Source organism: Hydrogenophaga sp. FG152, assembly GCF_057809615.1.
Genome location: NZ_JBMDKH010000007.1, coordinates 126,448 through 147,248, shown reverse-complemented (window position 1 = coordinate 147,248; position 20,801 = coordinate 126,448). Strand labels below are relative to the sequence as shown.

The window sequence follows — 20,801 nt, the reverse complement described above, 5'->3', positions numbered from 1 at the left end:
TAGCTGCTCCTGAAGAGTCTCACGAGCTCTTCCGTCGCCACTGACACCCAATATGACTGATTTGTCATTTACCGGTTTTCGAACTGTGGAGATGCCAGTTCTACAGTTCCGTCAGTGCCAAAAGAGAACTTTGGCTCCTGTTCCAACCGACTCTAAGGCCTCGATGAAAAAACTTCAAGTCGTGCTTACGGCGTTAACCCTTGCATCGTCTGCTCTTCTGACATCTGCTGCTTCGGCAGACACGCTTCGTAGTGGCGAGTCCCCTTATGGGCAACTTGCTGTGGAAGCAAAGAACGCACGCGTGGTAGACGTGATGTCCACGAAGTCCGCCAGTGTCACATATGGCGAAACCATCTTGTTTCAGGGTGCAGACGGGAAGACGTTTGCTTGGACTTTTAACGGCCTTGATGGTCGGTCTTGGAACCTGAAGCAGTTTGCTCCTTCGGGTTTCGTTGCCAAGGACTACCGCGTTTACGTGGCTAGAAACCAGCTCTATCGCCGGTAACAGCTCTTCTTGGCCAAGCGACCTGCTCAGACCATTTCAAGGCTGAGCTGTCGAAAAAAACTTGCTCTGAAGTGGCGGTACCCCGTCGCTTGAGCAGCTTTAGGCCAGTTGGGCACCAGGACCGAGATTCCATCTGATGGCCACCACGACTTTGCGTCACTTGCTTGTGCAACTAGCAGAGCACTGCCGTGCTGCCTCGATTCGTTCATTGATATTTAGGTCAACGGGAGAAGCCAAATGACCAGGAAACCCATGTCGCTCGCCCTGGGGCTTGCGATGCTCGTCGGATTTGGCGCGAACGCGCAGCAAGTCGCTCCCACTAGCGCCCCATCAGTTGTAGTAGCGTCCTCCACGCAAGCTTCTCAGCCTCTGACTTTGGGAGCGGCACTGCAGTCCGCAATCGACAACAGCCCTACGTTATCCGCTGCCAGACGTGAGATAGATGCTGCTCAAGGCGCGCTCACGCAGGCGGGGGTCTATCAAAACCCGTCGCTCGACTTGGAAGTGGAGGACCTCCGCTCCGGTATGCGTAGCACAACAGTTACCTTGAGCCAGCCTTTGGAGCTTGGAGGAAAACGCTCAGCGAGAGTGGCTGCGGCGGAGCGCGCACTGGAAGCAACTCGCGTTAAGAGCGAGGCGACTGAAGCTCAATTGAAGGCAGACGTCACGGCCGCATTCCTATCTGCGCTTCTATCGCAGGAGCGTGTGAGGTTGGCGCAAGAGTCTCTGAACATCGCTCGCTCTGGCAGCCAGGCTGCGTCCAAGCGCGTCCAGGCTGGGAAGGTGTCTCCTCTGGAGGAGACACGCTCGAAGGTCGCAGAGGCTAACGTACGCCTCGAGCTTGTCCAGGCGCAGGGTGAGCTGGCAGCGCAGCTTCAAGAGTTGCGTGCGCTGTTGGCTGGTGGGGTGCCTTTCGACGCGTTAGACGGAAACGCCTTGCTTCTTCCGACACTCCCTCCAATCGACGTTCTGCAGGCTCGCGTGGAGAACTCACCGACGATGCGACAAGCTCGACTTGAGACCAGCCGACTGTCAGCACTTGCGGACCTTGAACAGGCAAAGAGGAAGCCAGACATAGCCGTAAGCCTCGGCATGCAGCGTTCTCAGCAGGACGGTCGCTCGACGGCCATCGTTGGGGTTTCGATTCCACTGCCCGTGTTTGACACCAATCGCGGAAACATCATCCAGTCGCTGCGACTGCGGGACAAGTCGGAAGACGACGCGAGGGTACTTGAGTTGCGGTTGCGAGCGGATCTCGCGATTGCAAGGCAGCGAATGGAAATCGCCTCACAAGAGGTGGCCGCCGTCAGTGCGGAAATCCTTCCCAGTGCACAGCTCGCCTTCGACGCCGCCGCGCAAGGTTTCGAGCTCGGAAAGTTCGAATACCTCGACGTTCTCGATGCACAACGGACTTTGCTACAGGCTCGGTCCCAGTACCTGCGCTCGCTAGGCGAATCTCATCGAGCGGCAGCAGATGTCGCTCGGCTCCTTGGAAACAACACTCTCAACTGAATCTGCCATGGCTACCAAATCACCTATGAATGCAAGTCCTGAGAAAAAGCAGCTCATCATCATCGCCATCATCCTGGTGCTGGGCGCAGTCGGAGGAGCCCTAATCCTGCGAGGCGGAGAGAGCCACGGCGAAAGCGATGGCCATGGCCATGAAGAAGAAAGCTCACAGGTCGAAGGCGGTGCCAGCAAAGCAGGAGCCAAGGAAACTGGTTCCGGCACCTCTGCTGAACAGAGCAAGTCACCGTCCGGAGCAAGCGAAGAGGCGCACAAGGAGGATGAGGAAAAGGTGGCTCTGACGGACGAGCAGGTGAAGGCAGCCGGTATCGTGATTAAGGAAAGTGGTGCTGCTGTGATTCGTACCACGCTGCAGCTCCCTGGAGAGATTCGATTTAACGAGGACCGAACCGCGCACATCGTTCCGCGAGCAGCGGGGGTCGTTGAAAGTGTGAGCGCAAATCTCGGGCAGAAGGTGTCTCGAGGCCAAGTCTTGGCGGTGATTTCTAGTTCTGCCGTTTCGGAGGTTAGGTCTGAGCTCCAAGCGGCAACGAAGCGTCGTGAACTTGCACAGACGACCTACGAACGCGAAAACACACTTTGGCAGCAGAAGATTTCGCCGGAACAGGATGTCCTGCAAGCCCGACAAGCCTTGCGTGAGGCAGAGATTGCAGTGGCAAATGCCACTCAGAAGTTGCGAACACTTGGGGCATCAGCAGGCTCCGGTGCTCTAGGTCGAGTTGAGCTGCGGGCACCGTTCGATGCGATGGTCGTGGAAAAGCACATCGCTATCGGCGAGGCCGTACGCGAGGACGCAAACGTGTTCACCTTGTCCGACCTTTCAACGGTGTGGGCTGAGATGAGCGTGGGTGCAAGTGACCTTGCCAAGGTTCGAGTCGGGGAGCGTGTACGAGTAAAAGCTGACGCCGCAGATGTTGTTGCGGATGGAAAGATTGCGTTTGTTGGTTCGCTGATTGGTGCTCAAACTCGAACGGCACCTGCTCGTGTTGAACTGAGCAACCCGCAGGGCGCTTGGCGGCCTGGGCTCTTCGTAACCGTCGAGGTGCTTACGAATGACAATGACAAGGCATCGGCGATAACAGTCGATGCAAACGCGCTTCAAACCGTGGAAGACAAGACTTCGGTCTTCACCAAGGTTGAAGGCGGCTTTGTCGCGAAAGCTGTACGTGTCGGGCGCACTGATGGTCAGCGGGTTGAGATTCTGGATGGCCTGAAGGCTGGTGAGTCCTATGCCGCAGACGGCAGCTTCGTCGTCAAGTCTGAGCAGGGCAAGAGCTCGGCGACGCACGCGCACTAAAGGCCGCCCACTATGTTTGAACGCATCATCCGCTTCGCCATCGAACAACGATGGCTGGTTATGTTGGCCGTGCTCGGAATGGTTGGGCTCGGCGTGTACAACTTCCAACGGTTGTCCATTGACGCTGTGCCGGACATCACCAATGTCCAAGTGCAAATCAACACGGCTGCACCTGGCTACTCGCCTCTTGAGACAGAGCAGCGCGTCACGTTCCCGATTGAGACCGTCATGGCCGGGCTGCCTGGCCTTCAACAAACGCGGTCCATCTCGCGCTATGGCATATCTCAGGTCACCGTGGTGTTTAAGGACGGCACCGACATCTACTTCGCGCGCCAGTTGGTGAACGAGAGAATGCAGGGTGCGGTCAGCTCTCTGCCAGAGGGCGTTCATCCAGCTGTCGGGCCAATATCCAGCGGCTTGGGTGAAATCTTCCTCTGGACGGTGGAGGCTGAAGAAGGAGCGAAGAATGCGGACGGCAAACCGTATACGCCGACCGACCTTCGTGTGATTCAGGATTGGATCATCAAACCGCAACTCCGCAATGTGCCGGGTGTGACTGAGATTAACTCTATCGGCGGCTTTGAGAGACAGTTCCAGGTCGCTCCGATACCTGAGCGCTTGTTGGCCTACGGGTTGACGTTGCCGGATGTCGTTCAAGCTCTTGAGCGAAACAACGCCAATGTGGGCGCCGGCTATATCGAGAGACGTGGCGAGCAGTATCTGATTCGGGCTCCAGGCCAAGTCGGCAGCCTTGAAGACCTCCGCAATGTCGTTTTGGCGAACAACGGTGGAACTCCGGTTCGAATCCGCGACGTTGCTGAGGTCGAAATTGGCCAGGACTTGAGAACTGGTGCAGCCACGGACAACGGTCGCGAAGTCGTGCTGGGCACGGTGTTCATGCTATTGGGCGAGAACAGCCGAACTGTCGCCCAAGCTGTTGCGAAGAAGATGGAGGAGATTAATCAGAATCTTCCAGAGGGCGTACACGCGATTACTGTTTATGACCGAACAGTTCTAGTGGACAAGGCAATCTCCACGGTCAAGAAGAACTTGTTTGAAGGTGCCGTGCTCGTCATCGCGGTGTTGTTCCTTTTCTTGGGCAACATCCGAGCTGCGTTGCTGACTGCGCTGGTCATTCCGCTCTCGATGCTCTTCACCTTCACCGGGATGGTGAATCAGAAGGTGAGCGCCAACCTGATGAGTCTGGGAGCGCTTGACTTCGGCATCATCGTCGATGGCGCCGTGGTGATTGTGGAAAACTGCATTCGTCGCCTAGCGCATGCGCAAGAGCGCTATGGACGTCCGCTGACAAAGGCGGAGCGATTCCATGAAGTGTTTGCCGCATCTCAGGAGGCTCGCAGGCCACTCCTCTACGGCCAGCTCATCATCATGGTCGTCTATCTACCCATCTTCGCCCTTACAGGCGTGGAAGGGAAGATGTTCCATCCGATGGCTCTGACAGTCGTAATCGCACTGTTGGGTGCCATGATTCTCTCAATCACGTTTATTCCTGCAGCTGTCGCCATGTTTATCGGCAACAACGTCGGCGAGAAGGAAAATCGTCTCATGGGCTGGGCTCGTCGCGCCTACCACCCGTTGCTCAAACGTGCCATGGGCGCGAGGGCCGTTGTTCTGACCGCTGCAGCTGTGGCCGTTGTGCTGTCGGGACTTTTGGCAACTCGCTTGGGCAGTGAGTTCATACCCAGCCTCAACGAGGGTGACTTCGCTATCCAGGCGTTGCGAATTCCGGGTACGAGTTTGTCTCAGTCTGTTCAGATGCAACAGCAACTTGAGCGCACATTGGTGGCAGAGTTTCCTGAAATTGAGCGTGTGTTCGCCCGTACAGGTACTGCCGAGATTGCGTCAGACCTCATGCCTCCGAACATCTCCGACGCTTATGTGATGCTGAAGCCTCAAGACCAGTGGCCAAGTCCTAAGCGGACACGCCAGGAGCTCGTTGAAGCTGTTCAAGAGCGGGTGAGCAAACTCCCGGGCAACAACTACGAGTTCTCGCAGCCGATTCAACTTCGCTTCAACGAGCTGATTTCGGGTGTGCGTGCGGACGTGGCAGTCAAAGTGTTCGGCGATGACATGGATGTGCTGAACAAAACGGCCCAGGAAATCGCAGAAGTTCTTGGATCTATCAGTGGGGCTAGCGAGGTGAACGTCGAGCAAACCACCGGCCTACCCATGCTCTCCATCAACATCGACAGAAGCAAGGCGGCACGTTATGGCGTCAACGTGGGAGACATTCAAGACACTATCGCCACTGCTATTGGTGGTCGCAATGCTGGAACCCTCTTTGAGGGAGACCGGCGATTTGACATCGTTGTAAGACTGCCAGAGAGAATGCGAGGGGACCTGGAATCGATCCGTCGTCTCCCGGTAACGCTCCCGGCGGCCACACAGGCGGACGGAAGCACTCGTGTGAGCTTTATCCCGCTTTCAGAGCTGGCGACACTTGATTTGGCACCGGGGCCTAACCAAGTCAGCCGAGAGGACGGAAAGCGAAGAATCGTCGTGAGCACCAATGTGCGTGGGCGCGACTTGGGCTCGTTCGTGGAGGAGGCCGGAGCCGCCCTGAAGGAGAAGGTGGTCATTCCCACTGGGTACTGGACCACGTGGGGTGGACAGTTCGAGAATCTTCAGTCTGCGACGAAGCGCTTGCAAATCGTGGTCCCAGTAGCACTTCTCCTGGTGTTCGTTCTGCTATTCGCCATGTTCGGCAACGTGCGAGACGGACTCATCGTGTTTACCGGAATTCCCTTTGCGCTTACGGGCGGCATCCTCGCGCTTTGGCTGAGGGATATTCCCCTATCTATCTCAGCAGCAGTCGGGTTTATCGCGTTGTCTGGCGTGGCCGTGCTGAACGGGCTGGTGATGATTTCGTTTATCCGAAACCTTCGGGAGAGTGGCGCGAGACTAGATGACGCGATTTTCGAAGGCGCTTTGACGCGGCTTCGTCCAGTGCTGATGACAGCCTTGGTGGCTTCGCTTGGCTTCGTCCCCATGGCCATCGCAACCGGCACAGGTGCAGAGGTTCAGCGCCCCCTGGCAACAGTGGTGATTGGAGGCATCTTGTCATCAACTGCGCTGACGTTGCTGGTGTTGCCGGTCCTATATCGGCTGGTGTATAGGCGAGAAGAAGACGAAGCTGAAGATGAGTTGGCTTCATCCTCCCTGCATCCTTCTTCGACCCAACCAACATGATGCGTCGCTCGTGGTCCTGAGGCTAGTCCGGACCATGAGCGCAGCAGTAAATTTCAAAAACGAGTGAACGGCGTTCGCCGCTCAACTTCGGCTTGTCCTTCGAGCCTATAAGTAGTGACGATGGAGTCCTGACGGCTGTACAGATTTCTTTGTCGCGGCATGTCAAAGATCCTTTTGTTGAAGGGCAGGTCGAAACATGAAAGAAACGTAATCGAAAATTCGCGGACGCAGCATGCGCGGTGCGTAGACTTTTGTACAGCGGAGGTACGACTGAAACGCCACCATTGACCGTCGTACCAAGGTGGCCAAGCTTGCTTGGCACCGCTACTGGCTTTGCCGAACGTTCATCTTTGGGGATGTGACGGCTCTTCGAGTGAGAATACAAATGGGATTGTTGAAAACCCTTCTTGGCGGTAGTCACCACAGAGGCAAGAGCGACCACAACTATGGGCACAGGCCGACTTCCTGCGAAGGAGATCGCGTGGGGAACTACGAATCTGCAGCGGCCCGTCCCCAAGTGCTTGCATGCCCTAGCTGCAGGGGCTCCAACGGGGCAACGGCGCGCTTCTGCCAGAACTGTGGGACATCGCTCGCTCCGAAGTCGTGCAGGCAGTGTGGCACCACTTTGGAAACAGGCGCCAAGTTCTGCGGCCAGTGCGGTACTTCTTCGCTCTAGTTGTTCTGCAGTCGCGCTCTGTCTTCCAGTTGAGCAGGGTCTCGTCATGCTGGACATTCGAGGAGTTGCGGACGCCTGAGTCCTTCAATTGGTGGAGAGAGTCATCGCGGTCGCGTGAAGTCCTCGAATGGCGATAGGTAGCGGTGCACCCGAGCGGCCGCTGCGGAAGCAGCCTCGAGTTTGGCTCCTGTTTGTCCCTGCGGGGACCGCCCTCTGTCAGCGGAATTACATGTTCGTCACTTCCGGGTTCTGCGCCCTCGAAATGCCAAACTGTCGCCCTTGGAGACAGTTGCAATATGAAGATACTCATAGTGGAAGATGAAGTCCAATCGGGCGAGTACCTAAAGCAGGGTTTGAGAGAGGCCGGCTACTACACTGAATTGGTGCGTGATGGCATCGATGGGTTGATTGAGGCTACTGAGGGTGACTACGATCTCGTGCTGTTGGATGTGAACTTGCCCGGAATCGATGGCTGGTCGGTCCTTCGCTCTTTGAGGCGAAAGAAACCTCATCTGCCCGTGCTCTACCTGACTGCCAGGGACAGTATTGAGGACCGCGTAAAAGGCCTTGAATTGGGCGCTGATGACTACCTGGCGAAGCCATTTTCGTTTTCGGAGCTCTTGGCACGCATCAAGACTGTTCTCCGCAGAGGTGCCCAGTCCCAGGAGTCCACCACACTTCAAGTGGCTGACTTGCAGTTGGACCTGGTACGTAGAAAGGCATCGAGGTCTGGTCGTTTGCTGGACCTGACCACTAAGGAGTTCGGGCTTCTCGAGCTGTTTATGAGGCGTCGTGGGGAAGTGTTGCCTCGGTCCTTGATTGCTTCTCTCATGTGGGACATCAACTTCGACTGCGAGAGCAACGTGATAGTGGTGGCAGTGGGCCGGCTGCGGTCAAAAATCGACGATGAGTTCGACGCAAAGCTGTTGAGAACAGTGCGTGGCATGGGGTATGTGCTTGATGAGCCTGAGATTTAACGCGAGGAGCCGCAGGTGAGGTCTCTCCCGTTGGGGGTGCCAGTAGCGGCAGTACCCCAGCGTCGAAATATGAGAAGCGGCTTTCATGTGTTGCCTTCCACAAAGTCTTCCGCTCCGAGCCTTAGAAACCAACTCGATTCATATTCGTTCATAAGTTGTTCACGTCTGCGCAAGAAAGTATCGTGGTCCTGGTGCAGCCAAGCCTTCACGCAAACGTCATCCATGAAGTGTGAGCGTAGAAGGTTCTCGTCGCCTTGACGTATCGCCTTATCCAAATCGTCCACACGTTCAGCGGGCCAGATAAACCTATTGCCAACCTGAGCCCCTTGTCCTGCAATCAAGGAAATGATTGCTCTAGGCCCCCGTTCGTGGAGTAAATCGATACCGCCACAACCCGCTGCGTAGCCATCCACAAAGTACCGCGCTCTTGCATTCCTGAGATTCAGGGTTGGCAGTGGAGCGCAGGATAGGCTGTGGAACAAAAGGTCTGGCCATGGTTCCCTTCGGCCCGAGAGGCCCGCTCTCAAATGCTTGAGTGCGGCTTGCACTCTGTGCGTCGCCGCGCTAGCGAAGCTTCCCCAGACCGTGGTTAGACCCCACCATCTCCGCAGCCACTCTGTATCCGGTGCTTGATTGGCTGGTAAGCCATGAAGCGCAATGGCCGTAAGCGTCAGCTGCATCTGATAAGGGACTGCGATAGGTGTGTGAACCAAGTTCGCTGCGGCAAGGTGCATTGCGCGGGCCAGCAGTTCAACAGGTTCCGTGGCGAGTTCTGGCTTCTCTCGAATTCTGCGGACCAACAGATCTCCCGTTGACCGGACGACGTCCATGCCAAGAAGGCCTTTCAACACGTTGAGTGTCTGTTGTTCAGTAGCGGGCTCCCATCCCGCAGGCAACTCCTGCTTATCCCACTGACGCTCGAAGATTCCGCGCAGGTCAAATCCATCGTCCCAGGTAAGTGCCGCGACCATGTGAAACTCGGTCATCGGAACGCCCTGACTGTTCACTCGATGAAATGTCCGTGTAGCCAGTTCGACGTCGTCGGTGCTGAGCGGAATCACCGGAATCCTGCACCACTGCATCGCGTACAGCACCCCCTCTGCAATCTGCTGGAGTCGGTCGATCTCGGTGTCCACCACGTCACCTGCTCGCTCCCGCAAGCGAAAATGCTGGCGGATGGCAACGGCATCGAGGAACAAGTGCAGCGGTAGGCAATACCAAGCATTTGTGGGATTCCCCACAACAAAGTCATCCTGCTCCAAGTCAAAGAAGATGGATGCAGGCGTCTCGTCTTCGGGACGTGTCTCCACCTCGTCTTGTGAGGCGGCACCTGGTGTCTGGAATGCGGCGAAAAGCGTTGTTAGTCGTTGATGTCCGTCCAACAAGTAGCTGATGGTTTGCCCCTTCTCTGGACGCGGAATTTTTACACCCGCGATTGCATCGAAACTAGGAAGGCGGCTTTGAGAGGTCCTCCACACAAGTAGGCTACCAATCGGAATGCCCGCACGCAGTGAGCGCAGCAACTCAACGCGACGTTCGTCTTCCCAAACAAAAGGGCGCTGAAAGCGCGGCACCTGTATGTGGCCGGAGGCAACGTCGGCCAGTAGCTTTGGCAGATCGATGACCTGAGGTTGTGAGACATAGCTTGGTGTTTCGCTCATCAAATGTCCTAGATTGCGTCTTGTAGTGCCTCGGCGAGTGCATCCATTTCAGTCAGGATATCGGCTGACCATGCGTGCGTTGGAGGCACATTCTGAAATTCGCGTGACACTTGGCGGCCAAAGCCGCCTTCTAAGGCAGAGACCTCTTGTGGGGAGAGCGAGTTCCAAAAGCCTTGGCTGCGTGCTGCTCGGATAGCTTGTGCCGCGTTTGGCGGTGAAACACCATCTCCGCGAAGTCCGTTTTTAACGTTATAGAAGTGCGCCATACTCCCAACGGAATGCCCGAAGAGTGTGGAGGAGGTAGCAGGCTTCAAGGCGGTCAGAACCGCTTCTGGGAGATAGTTTTCAATGGATCGACGCCTCAAGCGATGCCAGCGTCTTGGGGGCAGGTTTGTGCACGCAATTTCGAAGATGTGGCCTTGGCATGAATCCCCGCCAGGAGGGCTCCATCCTCCCGTGAGCTCGGAGGGATGCAGTCGGTCACTGTCAAAAAGATAAAATGTTCTCCACTTCGAAACATTGTTAGCCAATGAAGTCGCAATGTCATTTGCCATCGCTGCTCCTCCACCCATAGCTGGAGAAATCCATCCCTTTGCGCACCACTGGGAAAAGGAGGGGAGGGTTGCCTCCACAAACATGCGGTCGAAAACGTCGTTCTCCAAAACAACTCGTAATGGGCTATTCACGAGGTCTTGGGCGGCCAGCGCCGTGGTGCACCAGGGAGGCTCTCCTACTACGGTGTTATGGCCGGTTGGCGACACGGTGACAGCTATCGAGTTTGCGCGATTCTGCGACGAGGCGAGCCTCGTTCTGAAGTAATCTGCGTGAAAAGGAATATGCGACTGGCACCAAGGCAGCATGAGAGTCGAGTTCGCAAGAATCGAGTGTTGCTCGCGCATTGCCAGCAGTACTAGAACCTCGAACAGGCTCTTTTTCCATTGGTGGTCATCAGATGTCCAGCAGGCATCCTCGAAGGTAACTATCACCAGGTACCTCTTTGTTGAGCTTGAAGGAGTTCCCCCTTTAGCTGCAGTAGGTCCCCAAAGGCGTCAAGCGGCCACGCCCCGCTCAGGCGGCCGTGGGTGTCCAGCGGGGCACGTCTAGCTGTCGACGTTGCGTCCCTCCGCTTTGCAATCCAATACAAAGCCACGTCCTCACTCGAGATGCTGCTGGTGCGAGTTGCTATCGCCAGTTGAACTGCCGCAAGCAATACTTCTGAGTGGGTCTCAATCAGAATCTGCGCGCCCGCTCCAGCGGCATTGGCAATAGACGCAGCAAGTACCTTCTGTGCGTCGGTGTGAAGGTGCAGCTCGGGTTGCTCAAGACATACAACACGAGGACCAAGCCCAAAAAGAGCGCGAGCCATTGCGACAAGAGGCGCTAGCACTTGCGTCAGCCCCTCGCCGGTGTCAACAAGGTTTACCAGTGCTGAGGGGTTTCCTAAGGGTGCGACATCCAGGCGAAAGAACGCTGGCGCCACATCCGTGATTCGCAATTCGAGCCCAAGCTCTCGGAAGAACGACAGCACATACTCTAGAGCGCGCGCTTCTCTGCTAGTCCGTGACTGCCGATCCCATTGGTACAAAAAGCGAGCTACTCCCTCTCCTTTGGACGAGAGGTGACTTGGCGCTGTGGCAAGTACTTTCTCAACGCGGGGGACTGAAGCTCGAATGCCTTGAAGCCACTGCACATCAAGCACGAACTGTTGTCGAAGGTTGAGATGCTCGTACTCAGGTTTTGACTCATCCACCACTGGGAGTAGCCCTCGGACGCCTTCGACGCGCCCGCGCCACAAGCCGTCCCCGTCATCCTTGAGTATCCAAGCTCGAGACAGATTTTCGAGGTGGATACTCGCTAGTTCGCAACTACCTGGTAGCGCGCCGCCGCGAAACTGCCAACGCGCTTGGTTTCCAGCCTCCCAAGCGATGGTCACCTCTACTGGGTGATGCTGACTAGTAATGTGAACCAAGTCGCTCCATAGTGCTTCTCGGCCGACGATACCGTCTAGGACTGGCCCGGGGCGAGGGTCGCTCATGGATTCCGATATCCAAGGCAAAAGACGGAGCAATGCGCTCTTGCCGGCGCTATTCTCTCCGTATAGAAGAGTCAAAGGCGCGAGCTCCACCGTTTGGTGCTCTCGGAACCCCTTGTAGTTTTGAACCGAAAATGAACGAATCAGCATTGCTTCCTCATGCCGTGAAGTGACTTGCTGTCTAGTCTAATCCGCCAGCTGAACTTCCTAGAGACTGTGCGTAGAGGAGTAAACAGAAACACCCGCACCCCATTGGCCGCCTAGTAGTTGGGGCTACACATGTTCGAGACTGGCTGTGAGGTCCCTGCGCTTCTCGAGTGGATGTGAGTAGCACTTGATGGTCGCGTCTAGCCCGCAGGCCTTGCTTTCGCCAGAGCGGCTCGCTTGCCGAGCTTCATGGCAGCCTGAATCCTCAAGAGCGCGGCAGCGCGAGGTTGCGCCTTTCCCGCCTCCCACTTCCACACCGACAGCGATGAGGCGTGGACGAGGCGCCCCATTTCCACCTGAGTGATGCCCAAACCATCTCGAAACTCTGCGAATGCCCGATGGTTGAAGGAGCCCAGTCGACCTACAGGTGAACGCGAAGCGGGTTGTGTTGGAGGTTCAGCGACCGGCAACACAACTGCTGCCGTTTTTTTCGCCACCCGTTCTGCCACTAGAAGACGAGACTGAAGTGCTCTTACGTCGCGCTTGAGCGCGGCTATGTCAGAGCGCTGGCTTGCATTGGTCTTGCGAAGTGCGTCTAACTCTGCCTTCAGCTCCTTGCGAGCCACGCGAGCAATCTCAGCTTTCAGGGAGTTCGCAAAAGTGTTCATGCCGCATAGTACGACATGTATTGCTCTTAGTGGCCTCGCTCCAGTTGGCCAAGGCGCTCACTGAATCTGCTTCGACGCATGCAGATTGTGATGGAGACGGACTTCGCCCTCGGTGTTTTTGGGGGGCGCGCGATGTGACAGCTGTGTAGATTGAAAGCACCTCGGAACAGAATGCGCAAGTAGCTGAGTCGTTGAAGGAACTTCCTTCGTTCTTTCAATCGGTACACCAGACGGTTCAGCTGTAGAGCGAAGTCGACGAGCGATGTCGTTTCCCCGAAGGGTGGTCACACTCTCGTCTTGTAGGCGCAAGTGCCAATAGTTTGCTTGCAGCAGCCTAGCTCTCACTCACATCGGCTCGTCCGATGACGTGGCCCGTGGAGGCACGGCAGCTTCGCCTAGTACCTGACGCAGAAGCTCAGCATGATCGCTTCTGAGAAGCCCGTGAGCTTCGTTGGCCTCGATGCATCGGAGTAGGCCGCCGGGTAGCATGTCGACTATATGACCATAGCAAGCTGCCTCGATGCAGAGGAGCACATCGCGCCTTACTGGACCGTTCAGGGTTCTGAGCTCCGAAAGATTGAAGGTGCCACGGCCGGGAATTGACAAAAGCAAACTTGCCACTGTTCTGGCTTGTCGTGTGTCTGATGTTTCCGCAAAAGAAATCAGCCGCTCTAAAGCGCTTTGCACTTTGGGCCACATCTTCCGGAAGCGTATGTAGGTTTGGTCAAAATCGTCTTCGGCGTTCTCGTACCTCATGTGGCTCATTTGTGTGGCCTTCTACGGAAAACGTCTCAGTTGCAGGTCGACCATAGCAAAGCTGCGCAGCCGACTGGAGATGGAGCCTCCACTGCAGAGCACGCCGGTGAGCCCGGGTAAGGGGTAGCCAACTTGGTCAGCGGTCATAGACAAAGAGATGGGGTAGCCTCGTTTTCGATGCACATTCAACGTCCTTCTCGGAAGCGTCCAAAAGTGGCATTTGCAGGCACTGAGCGCTCAACCACGCGGGCAACCGCTTGAAAGCGGCGTTGCTGCATAGCTGCCACAGCTTCCCTCTTAGAGGTCCGTCTGCGAAGAACACTCACGGCCGTTGCAGGCTTGAGGCGCGTCTTCACTGAGCGCAGTTCCTTGTATGAGAGAAGGCCAGATCTATGTAGCTCGCGCGCGATGGAAAGGACCTCGAGAAGCAATCGCTCCTCCATACTGGACTCCGCCCGGTCAGCATGCTCAGCCGGCGACTCATGCGTCTTCACCTGTGGCATCCACGCGGGCATGCGGTCGCGTGCACGTGGATGAGGTTCTCGCGTCTTGCCGGTATATCTTGAAAGCAAGGTCTTTGTTCATGAATTGCTCGCCTTGATTGTTTGTCAACTGGTAGCTGCCGCGACCTTGATTGCTCGAGCTAGCTCCTCCCCAGCCACTGCTGGCTCCACGCCTGCCGTAATCTGAATCCGGTACACCTCCTCTGCATGATTGATTGCAGCTAGACGCCTCTCCATCTCGGAGCGACTGTCACACTGACCGAAGCCAAACAGCTCGCCTTTTGCATAGCCAATGTAGACGTCGATGGCTTCAGTCGATAGATGCCCTGTAATCTCCATCAACTTGCCAATGAGGTCGCGCAGATCAATTACAAATCCCTTTGCAGCACTTCCTGCTCGTTCGATGGCATCGCGCCCAAGTCGAATGAGTTCATTCACGATGAAGCGGGCACGCATCCTGTGCGGGCTACAAGGGACTTGACCAAGGCCAGCAGCAATGGCTAAAGCAGAAAACTCTTGAGTGAAATAGTTCGGTCGATAAGGCTCGCGTTTCTGCAAATTGATGAAAAACGGAGAGTCGTCGTCGTCCACGTAGCCAGCCTTCCTCACCTCAATGGCCCTTGCCTCCAGATACTCTTTGAAAAACTGAAGAGTGACGGCGGATATTGGTGTTGTTCGAATGCGCTCACGCCCTTTTTTTTGCTTGCGCATACGGAACTTCAACGTGAAGACGGCCCTAGCGCTGGCAGCCATGTCATCAACTTTTTGAGCAAATTTGTCCGCGAATTTGCTTGCACTCTGCAGGTGCCGGTTCAAATCATCAATCGCTGACTTGACGTCAATAACCCTCAGCAAAGAGGCTTCAATGCGTCGGAGTCCCACGGTTGAAAATAGCTCAAGCATGGTGAGCCTTTTGCGTTTGGTGAAAGCTGAACTTTCTAATAGTCGGACGGCGCGCCTTAGCTGAGCAAGATGCTTTTCGCTCATTGGGGCGAGATACCTGTATGCGTCAACGGGAGCTAGGGCGTTGTGCTCCCACACCCAGGTTCGGAATGTTTTTCCATTCTTCTTTACCGTCTTCTCCACCCGTACGGCTTTTATAACTCCATGTTCACCTAGGAAATCGTCGCGACCCCGAAGGGTCGCATAAAATGCGAGAAAATCTAACCATTGACAAACCATCTTGTGCACTGTCGTGCGATTTCGATTGCTTTGATTTTCGCGAGGCTTGTCAAAGTTGTTACTAGGATATAGCCGTCCAACGGTATCGCTAAAGCTCCAATCTGTAAGCTGCAGAAAGTCGCGGTCTAGCTTATCGTCGCAATATCGGATAAGCTCAGACAAGTAGCAGAGGTACGTCTTGATGGTGCCGCCTGCTGGCGCTGTGGTCTTTCCTGCCTCTATTAGGCTGCAAACGTAATAGCAAATGGGGAAGCAGAAGCTGCCATCTTGCCATTCTGGTATCGGCGAAGTTGGGGCTTCTCTGACTAGTTCTTTTCCTCCAGTATGGGCGACCGCTAAGCAAAACGTCGATGGTGCCATGGTAAACAGTTGAGACATGGTCAACCTCTGCTGATGGGTTCGATGGTTGAAATGTGTGAAAGGAGCCTTTCAACCGCGTCAATGTCCTGGATTGCTTTAGTCACAATCACTGGATTGTTTGACTCTTTCGCATATGCGTTCAACTTTCTCATTAGAAATCTGATGGCGCTGCCAGCACGCATAAGGTCTTGTCTCAAGTCACTTAGTTCGGTCTCAATGTCGTTTAGTTGATGAGAAAGGCTCCGCAGCGTCTTTTTCTTATGGGTCGCGCTGCGCTCCTCATATCCGATAACAACCCCTAGAGCAGCACGACGCAGCGTGTCAAATGCTCCGAAGCCGCCATCCAGGCAGCGCGCACTCGCCTTGAAGGTGCCAAGTGCCATGGGGAAGACACCAATTTCCGGGATATTGATGCCCGCTGTCATCTCTTGTCTTTTGAGGCTGTTCGAGCAAATCTGAGGATAAGCAGAGTAGCCATCTTTCTCAATAACCGCTTTGAGCTCTTGAAATAGTCGTGTGATGGAGGCGTCCTTGCCTTCTCTGAAATTCATGCAAACACCTTGCTGAATACGGTTACACCAACATGGACGTCAACAAACTCATCCTGACTAATAAAAATGGGATGCAGCTCTACCTCACTAGTTGATTGCAAATATTCGATTCTTTGGGTGAGTTCGTCTTCTGAGACCAAAGACAAATCATTGACTCCGAAATGAATTTGGAGTAAGTCTGAGAGCGACATTAGTTCATTGCAACCGTCCCTGAGCAGTTGGGATGCGGTTACTGCAAAATAATGATTCAGAACGTGGCCGGGCACAGAGCTGCGAACATATGCCCACACTTGCCTCATATCCACATGCCTTAGCATCCATCTAAGCGCGTCGAGCCCCGCAAACCGGCAGCAATGAAAAAAAACTGCGGCAAAAAATTTGCGAAATTGATGCTGTCTAAAATAATATCGACGCCCATGCGAATCTAGGTCAATCTCAATAAAGTCAAGAAAGATGTCTAGTGCCTCGTATAGAGCCTCATCACTATTAGAGAAGCCTCCCCTGACACCTGGGACGGAGAGCAGATGGCTCGAAGTACCAACGCTCTTATGGAATCTGTCGAGTAACAAGAGCATGTCCAGCGCGACTTTTGGAAGGGGGACTTCGTCCTGCCGCCGATGTTCGCCATGCCCTGTTTTCATCGAATAGAAAGCAAGGAAGAACTCATCGTCTGAGATGTCCTCGTATTTAATGCTCAGCAGTTCGGTGCTGCGGGGCGCCAGGACGATACCCAACGTCACCTGGCAAGCTCCGAAGAGGACAAGAACCATGTCGAGCAATCCGGCCCTTGTCTTCCGTAGCGCCGAGGCATACCGCTTGCCGTGCTCTGCCCCGCTCGAGACCGTGAGAGACCACTCTGTAATGCCCAAAGCTACGCTACGAGGGTCAAGGTATTTCTGGAAATCACACGCGGCCGCCTTGCCAGTCTTCAGTATTGCTGGGTCAGATGATGTCAGCACGCGAGCGCACGAATCCAGAAGGTGTTCGCCGTGTTCGTAAAAAAATTCGATTGAAGCCCGCAATGCCTTTAAAACCAAATCCGGAGGTGCGTGTTTAAAGCCACCCGCTTCAGTCAACTGGAGCAGTTCTGTGTGGTCGATTTGTTCAAACTCATCCAACACGTCAGCGGGAATGCTCAGCCCAGCGTTGGAGAGACGGCGCGATGAGAGGATTGCTCCTTTAAAAGCATTGAATCCCTTCTTCTGGATGTGTTCTGCTTCATAATTCTCAGGAACGTACACGCGCGGGTATTCACGATAGAGTTTTCGCCGTTTTCCAAATTTCATCTCATTTGGAAAATGAAGATTTGAAAGAAAGTTCGTACCACCCAACAGGGTGTCAGAATAAATATCACTGCGCACCGCAGTGCAAACTGCTCCCAGGCTATTTGTTGACCAAATAGGGTCTATGGTCTCGACTCCCATCTTGTACAGCGCTACTCTTGCCCGGACCAGTTCATGGTCATTAATCTCAAGGATACGTAGGTCGATGTCTTTGAGTTCATCGATGTCAGGTACGACACTCTTAGTGATGAAAATTTCCCTATCGTCTACCTCAGCGCTCAGTTCTCGCAAATATTTGGAAAGCCTGCTGCGCCATTTGTATAAACCCTCATCTCCGCCACCAGATGTTGTATAGGCTTGAACAACCGAGTTCAACATATAGGTCGAAACCGCCTTGAATCCGAATCGCGCAATTTCCCCTTTGTCATGCATAAGTAGGCCGTCAACTACTTTACAGGCATTTATAAAATGCTCTCGTTGAGACCGGAGCGAGATGTTCCCTTTACTGTAGAGGCCGCGCACCCCCTGGAGGCAAAGATATTCTTGAATATCAATCAGGAGCTGGCTGTGATTTGGATGTGTTAATAGAAGGCCAGTCGACAAACGTACGGAGAAATCTAGTTCAATAATGCCTAAATCCTCGAAGTCCGCTGCAAAGATTGGACTACCTATAGCAGTTTTATGCCAACTCACGTTTTTGAGCTTTGATGCCATAGCATGATGAATATGGTTTAGGGTCGGCAGTGGCCTCATGCAGTGACCTCCTTGACCTGAACCCTTTTCAAAATTTCGTCAACCCGGTCGTCAATTGAGGGGTCAATTCCTCTACGTGTTTCGACGAATGCAAGAATGCGCTCACCTATTTCACCAAGGCTCGTAGCAGGAAGTCCCACGGCCTTGTTTTGAGAATTGCGCTTTGACAATGTCGCCCAGCAAAAAAATGCACTTTCTGATGCAACTGCAAGAAAGCTTCCGGTAGCGGGTGCAATTGTCTGTGGGTTGTCTCGAGTCGCCAAAATTACCTTGAGTTCTGGTAGCGCCTGCTCGTCTAAAAATTCTTCCATCTGTTCAATTGACGCAAAACCAGTAGCTTTCAGCTGGTATGCCGTGCCTTCAGTGGCATGAAGAATTAGGCAATTCTGAAATCTCCGGATTTCACGAGCGTGAAAATAGCTAATCAGACTGTCGGGAATATAGCGACGAAGTAGCTTAGGGTCAGGCTGACTGTGACCTAAGGCTTTTGAGAACTCATCTTCCGACCATGCTTTCAGGGCGCGACCTAAAGCTACGGTGGTTCTCAAAGTACGTAGTGAAAACTTCGTCGCCAACCGAATTGCGGCATCATTAGATATCTCGCTTGTTTGGCAGAATCTCTTGGCAATTTCGCGAACAGTGTCTGTGCGAGAAGTGTCACTGGAAAACTTCTTAAGGCGACCTGGTTTCCCAAATCCTTTCGACGTATCTATGAAAAGGAAGCGCCACTCATCGGATTGGTCCTGAATTAGACGTTTGCGGGCTTCACGTGTTATCAGCAGTATTTGAAGAATTAACCGTTTCGACCGTCTTTCGAGTTTGATTCTTGTCCAGGCTTTTTTCCCGGACCTCAATTTCACACATTCTAAATACCAATCGGAATTTACTTGATAGAAGTACCGTAGTTTCCCCCTCTCATCCCATAGGGTGAGATTTTCTAGCATGGATGGCGTGAGTTCTGGATGGAGTGCCACTAAGCCCGCAGCAAATGGCAGTAATGTGGCTCTTGTCGGAAGCGCAAGCTCGTATGCTGTAACAGCTAACGGGACCGGATATAGCTCGTTGAGGCGAATCTCATCGAAACTGGATAGCCCATATCGGTCTAGGGTCGCGGATGCATTTGCTAGATGTTCAGGATTGTTACGACTTAGCTTCCACTCCTCTACTCCGACATGCTTTGGCGCGGGAAACTGACGAACTTGCCCCTTCGTTCGAAGTCTCCGTCTGTGCAAGTACCTGCACATCGTTTCCGCGCATGACGCCTTGCACCAAGCGTCAATTGTGTTCAGTGATTGCGGTATTTCAACAAGCAGTAAGTCGAGAGCCTTTCTGTCGCCAGCGGATAGGGGGACGTCAACGAGCAATTTGCAGTCACTCTCATGGCGCTTAGGAGTCGCGTCTCCTCGTGTGTTTACTGAATGTGCTGCTGCTGCATCAGGACCATCGATGTTATCTGCATGAGCGAATAGCCCAGAACTGACGAGCGCAGTCTTAACAAAGTCACACCAGTGGTGATGCCAATCGACTATTATGGTATTTGAGGATTGAGTATTTTTCATCCTCGTCCCGTAATCAGACCAGAACTCTTCCCAGAGCAGGTGCATGCAATTTGCTGATTTCAAATCCTCGGCAAGATAGTTGCTATCTGATAAGAAGTCACAGAATTCTGAAAGGACAGGAATTGTTGTTGCGTGTCTCCCCGCAAGCCATGTCTTAACATATGAAAATAGGGTTCGTGTCCAGTTGCGGCCGAACTTTCGGTACAATTTTGGAAATGGTAGCCAAAGTGGGTCACCTTTAGCATTGGGCGCTGACCACGAATACCAATACTCTGCCTCGCGGACACAGAGCGGAGTATTTTGGAAGATTTGTACCTGTTCCCCTATTGCTTCGGTCGGTCCAAGTGTGCTCGGCCTTAGATGGCGTAGCTTTATGCCTATTACTGGCGCATATTGAAATGCCTCAATAAGCGCTTTTACCCATGAATACTTGGTGGGCGAACTCAGTTCAATGAAGTCGTTGCAATAGATGGCGCCAATAAAGCCCGCCAAGCTATCGGCGTAGATATTGAGATCGAGATTGGACCTGGGGGCAATCTGCGCGGAGGTGAGGGCTAGGTAGCAGCTAAAAGAATTACGCAACTTCGTCCGAAATTGCTTTGGAATCTGCTCAAAGCACTGCTCAATTGGGAGGTGAACGGCAACTGGGTCATGGTAAAGGAAGCGATTCCTTCCGCGAATTATGGGTTTCCCTCCGAGAAATCTTCGCAATGTACGTATTTGTGCTTTGCGAGTTGTCTGGGGCAGTTCTGGATTACGCATGGATGCATACCATACGTCCAAAAAAGCAAAGCGTCTATTATGATAACGTTATCTTAATATTCCGACTGATTGTTCTAAGTTGTTGATTCTTGATGGAAAATTACCGGCCGACTCTTATCATTTGATATGACGCGGTGCATTAAATGTGTAAATAAATGTTTCGCGGCTAATGGTTTGTGACCTCCGTGCACGGTATTTCCGAACACTTTCCTGGCCTTTCTTTATGGCGCCTCGGCATCTGGTGAGCCGGCCGTCTAGCTGACCGACCGTGTGTGTGAGGCCGAGGCGATGAAATTGACAACCGGGCGGCCTAGCTTCGGTTGAGCGACTACCGGTCTCCTTGTGGGTCCGTTTTTGGACCTTCTACAGAGAGAGAAAGCTACGGTCTAGGC

Annotated in this window: 15 protein-coding genes; 6 read left to right on the top strand and 9 right to left on the bottom strand. The window is 53.9% G+C overall.

Annotated features, from left to right (window positions below; genetic code table 11):
• The first annotated feature begins 163 nt into the window (after positions 1-163).
• The 6 genes from ACODTB_RS10675 (at position 164) to ACODTB_RS10650 (ending at position 8,192) form a co-directional block, all read left to right on the top strand.
• Positions 164-505 (top strand): CzcE family metal-binding protein, encoded by a 342-nt coding sequence (locus tag ACODTB_RS10675; protein WP_444691560.1) that lies wholly within the window; start codon positions 164-166, stop codon positions 503-505.
• A 252-nt stretch (positions 506-757) separates the two neighbouring features.
• Positions 758-2,017 (top strand): TolC family protein, encoded by a 1,260-nt coding sequence (locus ACODTB_RS10670; RefSeq protein ID WP_488929303.1) that lies wholly within the window; start codon positions 758-760, stop codon positions 2,015-2,017.
• A 7-nt stretch (positions 2,018-2,024) separates the two neighbouring features.
• Positions 2,025-3,329, top strand: coding sequence for an efflux RND transporter periplasmic adaptor subunit (locus ACODTB_RS10665; RefSeq protein ID WP_444687910.1), 1,305 nt, complete (start codon positions 2,025-2,027; stop codon positions 3,327-3,329).
• A 12-nt stretch (positions 3,330-3,341) separates the two neighbouring features.
• Positions 3,342-6,539, top strand: a complete 3,198-nt coding sequence (locus ACODTB_RS10660; protein WP_444687911.1) for an efflux RND transporter permease subunit — start codon at positions 3,342-3,344, stop codon at positions 6,537-6,539.
• Between the two features lie 385 nt (positions 6,540-6,924).
• On the top strand, positions 6,925-7,215 hold the full coding sequence (locus ACODTB_RS10655; RefSeq protein ID WP_444687912.1) for a double zinc ribbon domain-containing protein: 291 nt from the start codon (positions 6,925-6,927) through the stop codon (positions 7,213-7,215).
• A 296-nt stretch (positions 7,216-7,511) separates the two neighbouring features.
• A complete protein-coding gene (locus ACODTB_RS10650) occupies positions 7,512-8,192 on the top strand; it encodes a heavy metal response regulator transcription factor (protein WP_488929302.1) in 681 nt (226 codons plus the stop codon).
• An 83-nt stretch (positions 8,193-8,275) separates the two neighbouring features.
• On the opposite strand, the gene ACODTB_RS10645 is transcribed toward ACODTB_RS10650, so the two are convergent.
• The 9 genes from ACODTB_RS10645 to ACODTB_RS10605 all read right to left on the bottom strand — a co-directional run bounded on the left by ACODTB_RS10645 (position 8,276) and on the right by ACODTB_RS10605 (position 20,409).
• Entirely contained in the window at positions 8,276-9,853 is a 1,578-nt protein-coding gene (locus ACODTB_RS10645) for a DUF262 domain-containing protein (protein ID WP_444687914.1), read from the bottom strand.
• Positions 9,854-9,861: 8 nt separating this feature from the next.
• The gene (locus ACODTB_RS10640) at positions 9,862-10,839 is read right to left on the bottom strand and encodes a hypothetical protein (protein WP_444687915.1); all 978 of its coding nucleotides are present in this window, start codon (positions 10,837-10,839) and stop codon (positions 9,862-9,864) included.
• Positions 10,836-11,888, bottom strand: coding sequence for an AAA family ATPase (locus ACODTB_RS10635; RefSeq protein ID WP_488929341.1), 1,053 nt, complete (start codon positions 11,886-11,888; stop codon positions 10,836-10,838). Before ACODTB_RS10635 ends, ACODTB_RS10640 begins: the two co-directional genes overlap by 4 nt.
• A gap of 344 nt (positions 11,889-12,232) precedes the next feature.
• Positions 12,233-12,700, bottom strand: coding sequence for a helix-turn-helix domain-containing protein (locus ACODTB_RS10630; protein WP_444687917.1), 468 nt, complete (start codon positions 12,698-12,700; stop codon positions 12,233-12,235).
• Between the two features lie 345 nt (positions 12,701-13,045).
• On the bottom strand, positions 13,046-13,399 hold the full coding sequence (locus tag ACODTB_RS10625) for a DUF7673 family protein (RefSeq protein ID WP_444691501.1): 354 nt from the start codon (positions 13,397-13,399) through the stop codon (positions 13,046-13,048).
• 665 nt (positions 13,400-14,064) lie between these two features.
• A complete protein-coding gene (locus ACODTB_RS10620; protein WP_488929301.1) occupies positions 14,065-15,519 on the bottom strand; it encodes a site-specific integrase in 1,455 nt (484 codons plus the stop codon).
• Positions 15,520-15,521: 2 nt separating this feature from the next.
• Positions 15,522-16,052: a hypothetical protein gene (locus ACODTB_RS10615; RefSeq protein ID WP_488929300.1), complete on the bottom strand. Its 531-nt coding sequence runs from the start codon at positions 16,050-16,052 to the stop codon at positions 15,522-15,524.
• Positions 16,049-18,088 (bottom strand): hypothetical protein, encoded by a 2,040-nt coding sequence (locus ACODTB_RS10610; protein WP_488929299.1) that lies wholly within the window; start codon positions 18,086-18,088, stop codon positions 16,049-16,051. Before ACODTB_RS10610 ends, ACODTB_RS10615 begins: the two co-directional genes overlap by 4 nt.
• Positions 18,085-20,409 carry a hypothetical protein gene (locus tag ACODTB_RS10605; protein ID WP_488929298.1) on the bottom strand — a complete coding sequence of 775 codons (2,325 nt, stop codon included), beginning with the start codon at positions 20,407-20,409 and terminating at the stop codon, positions 18,085-18,087. Before ACODTB_RS10605 ends, ACODTB_RS10610 begins: the two co-directional genes overlap by 4 nt.
• Positions 20,410-20,801: the final 392 nt, after the last annotated feature.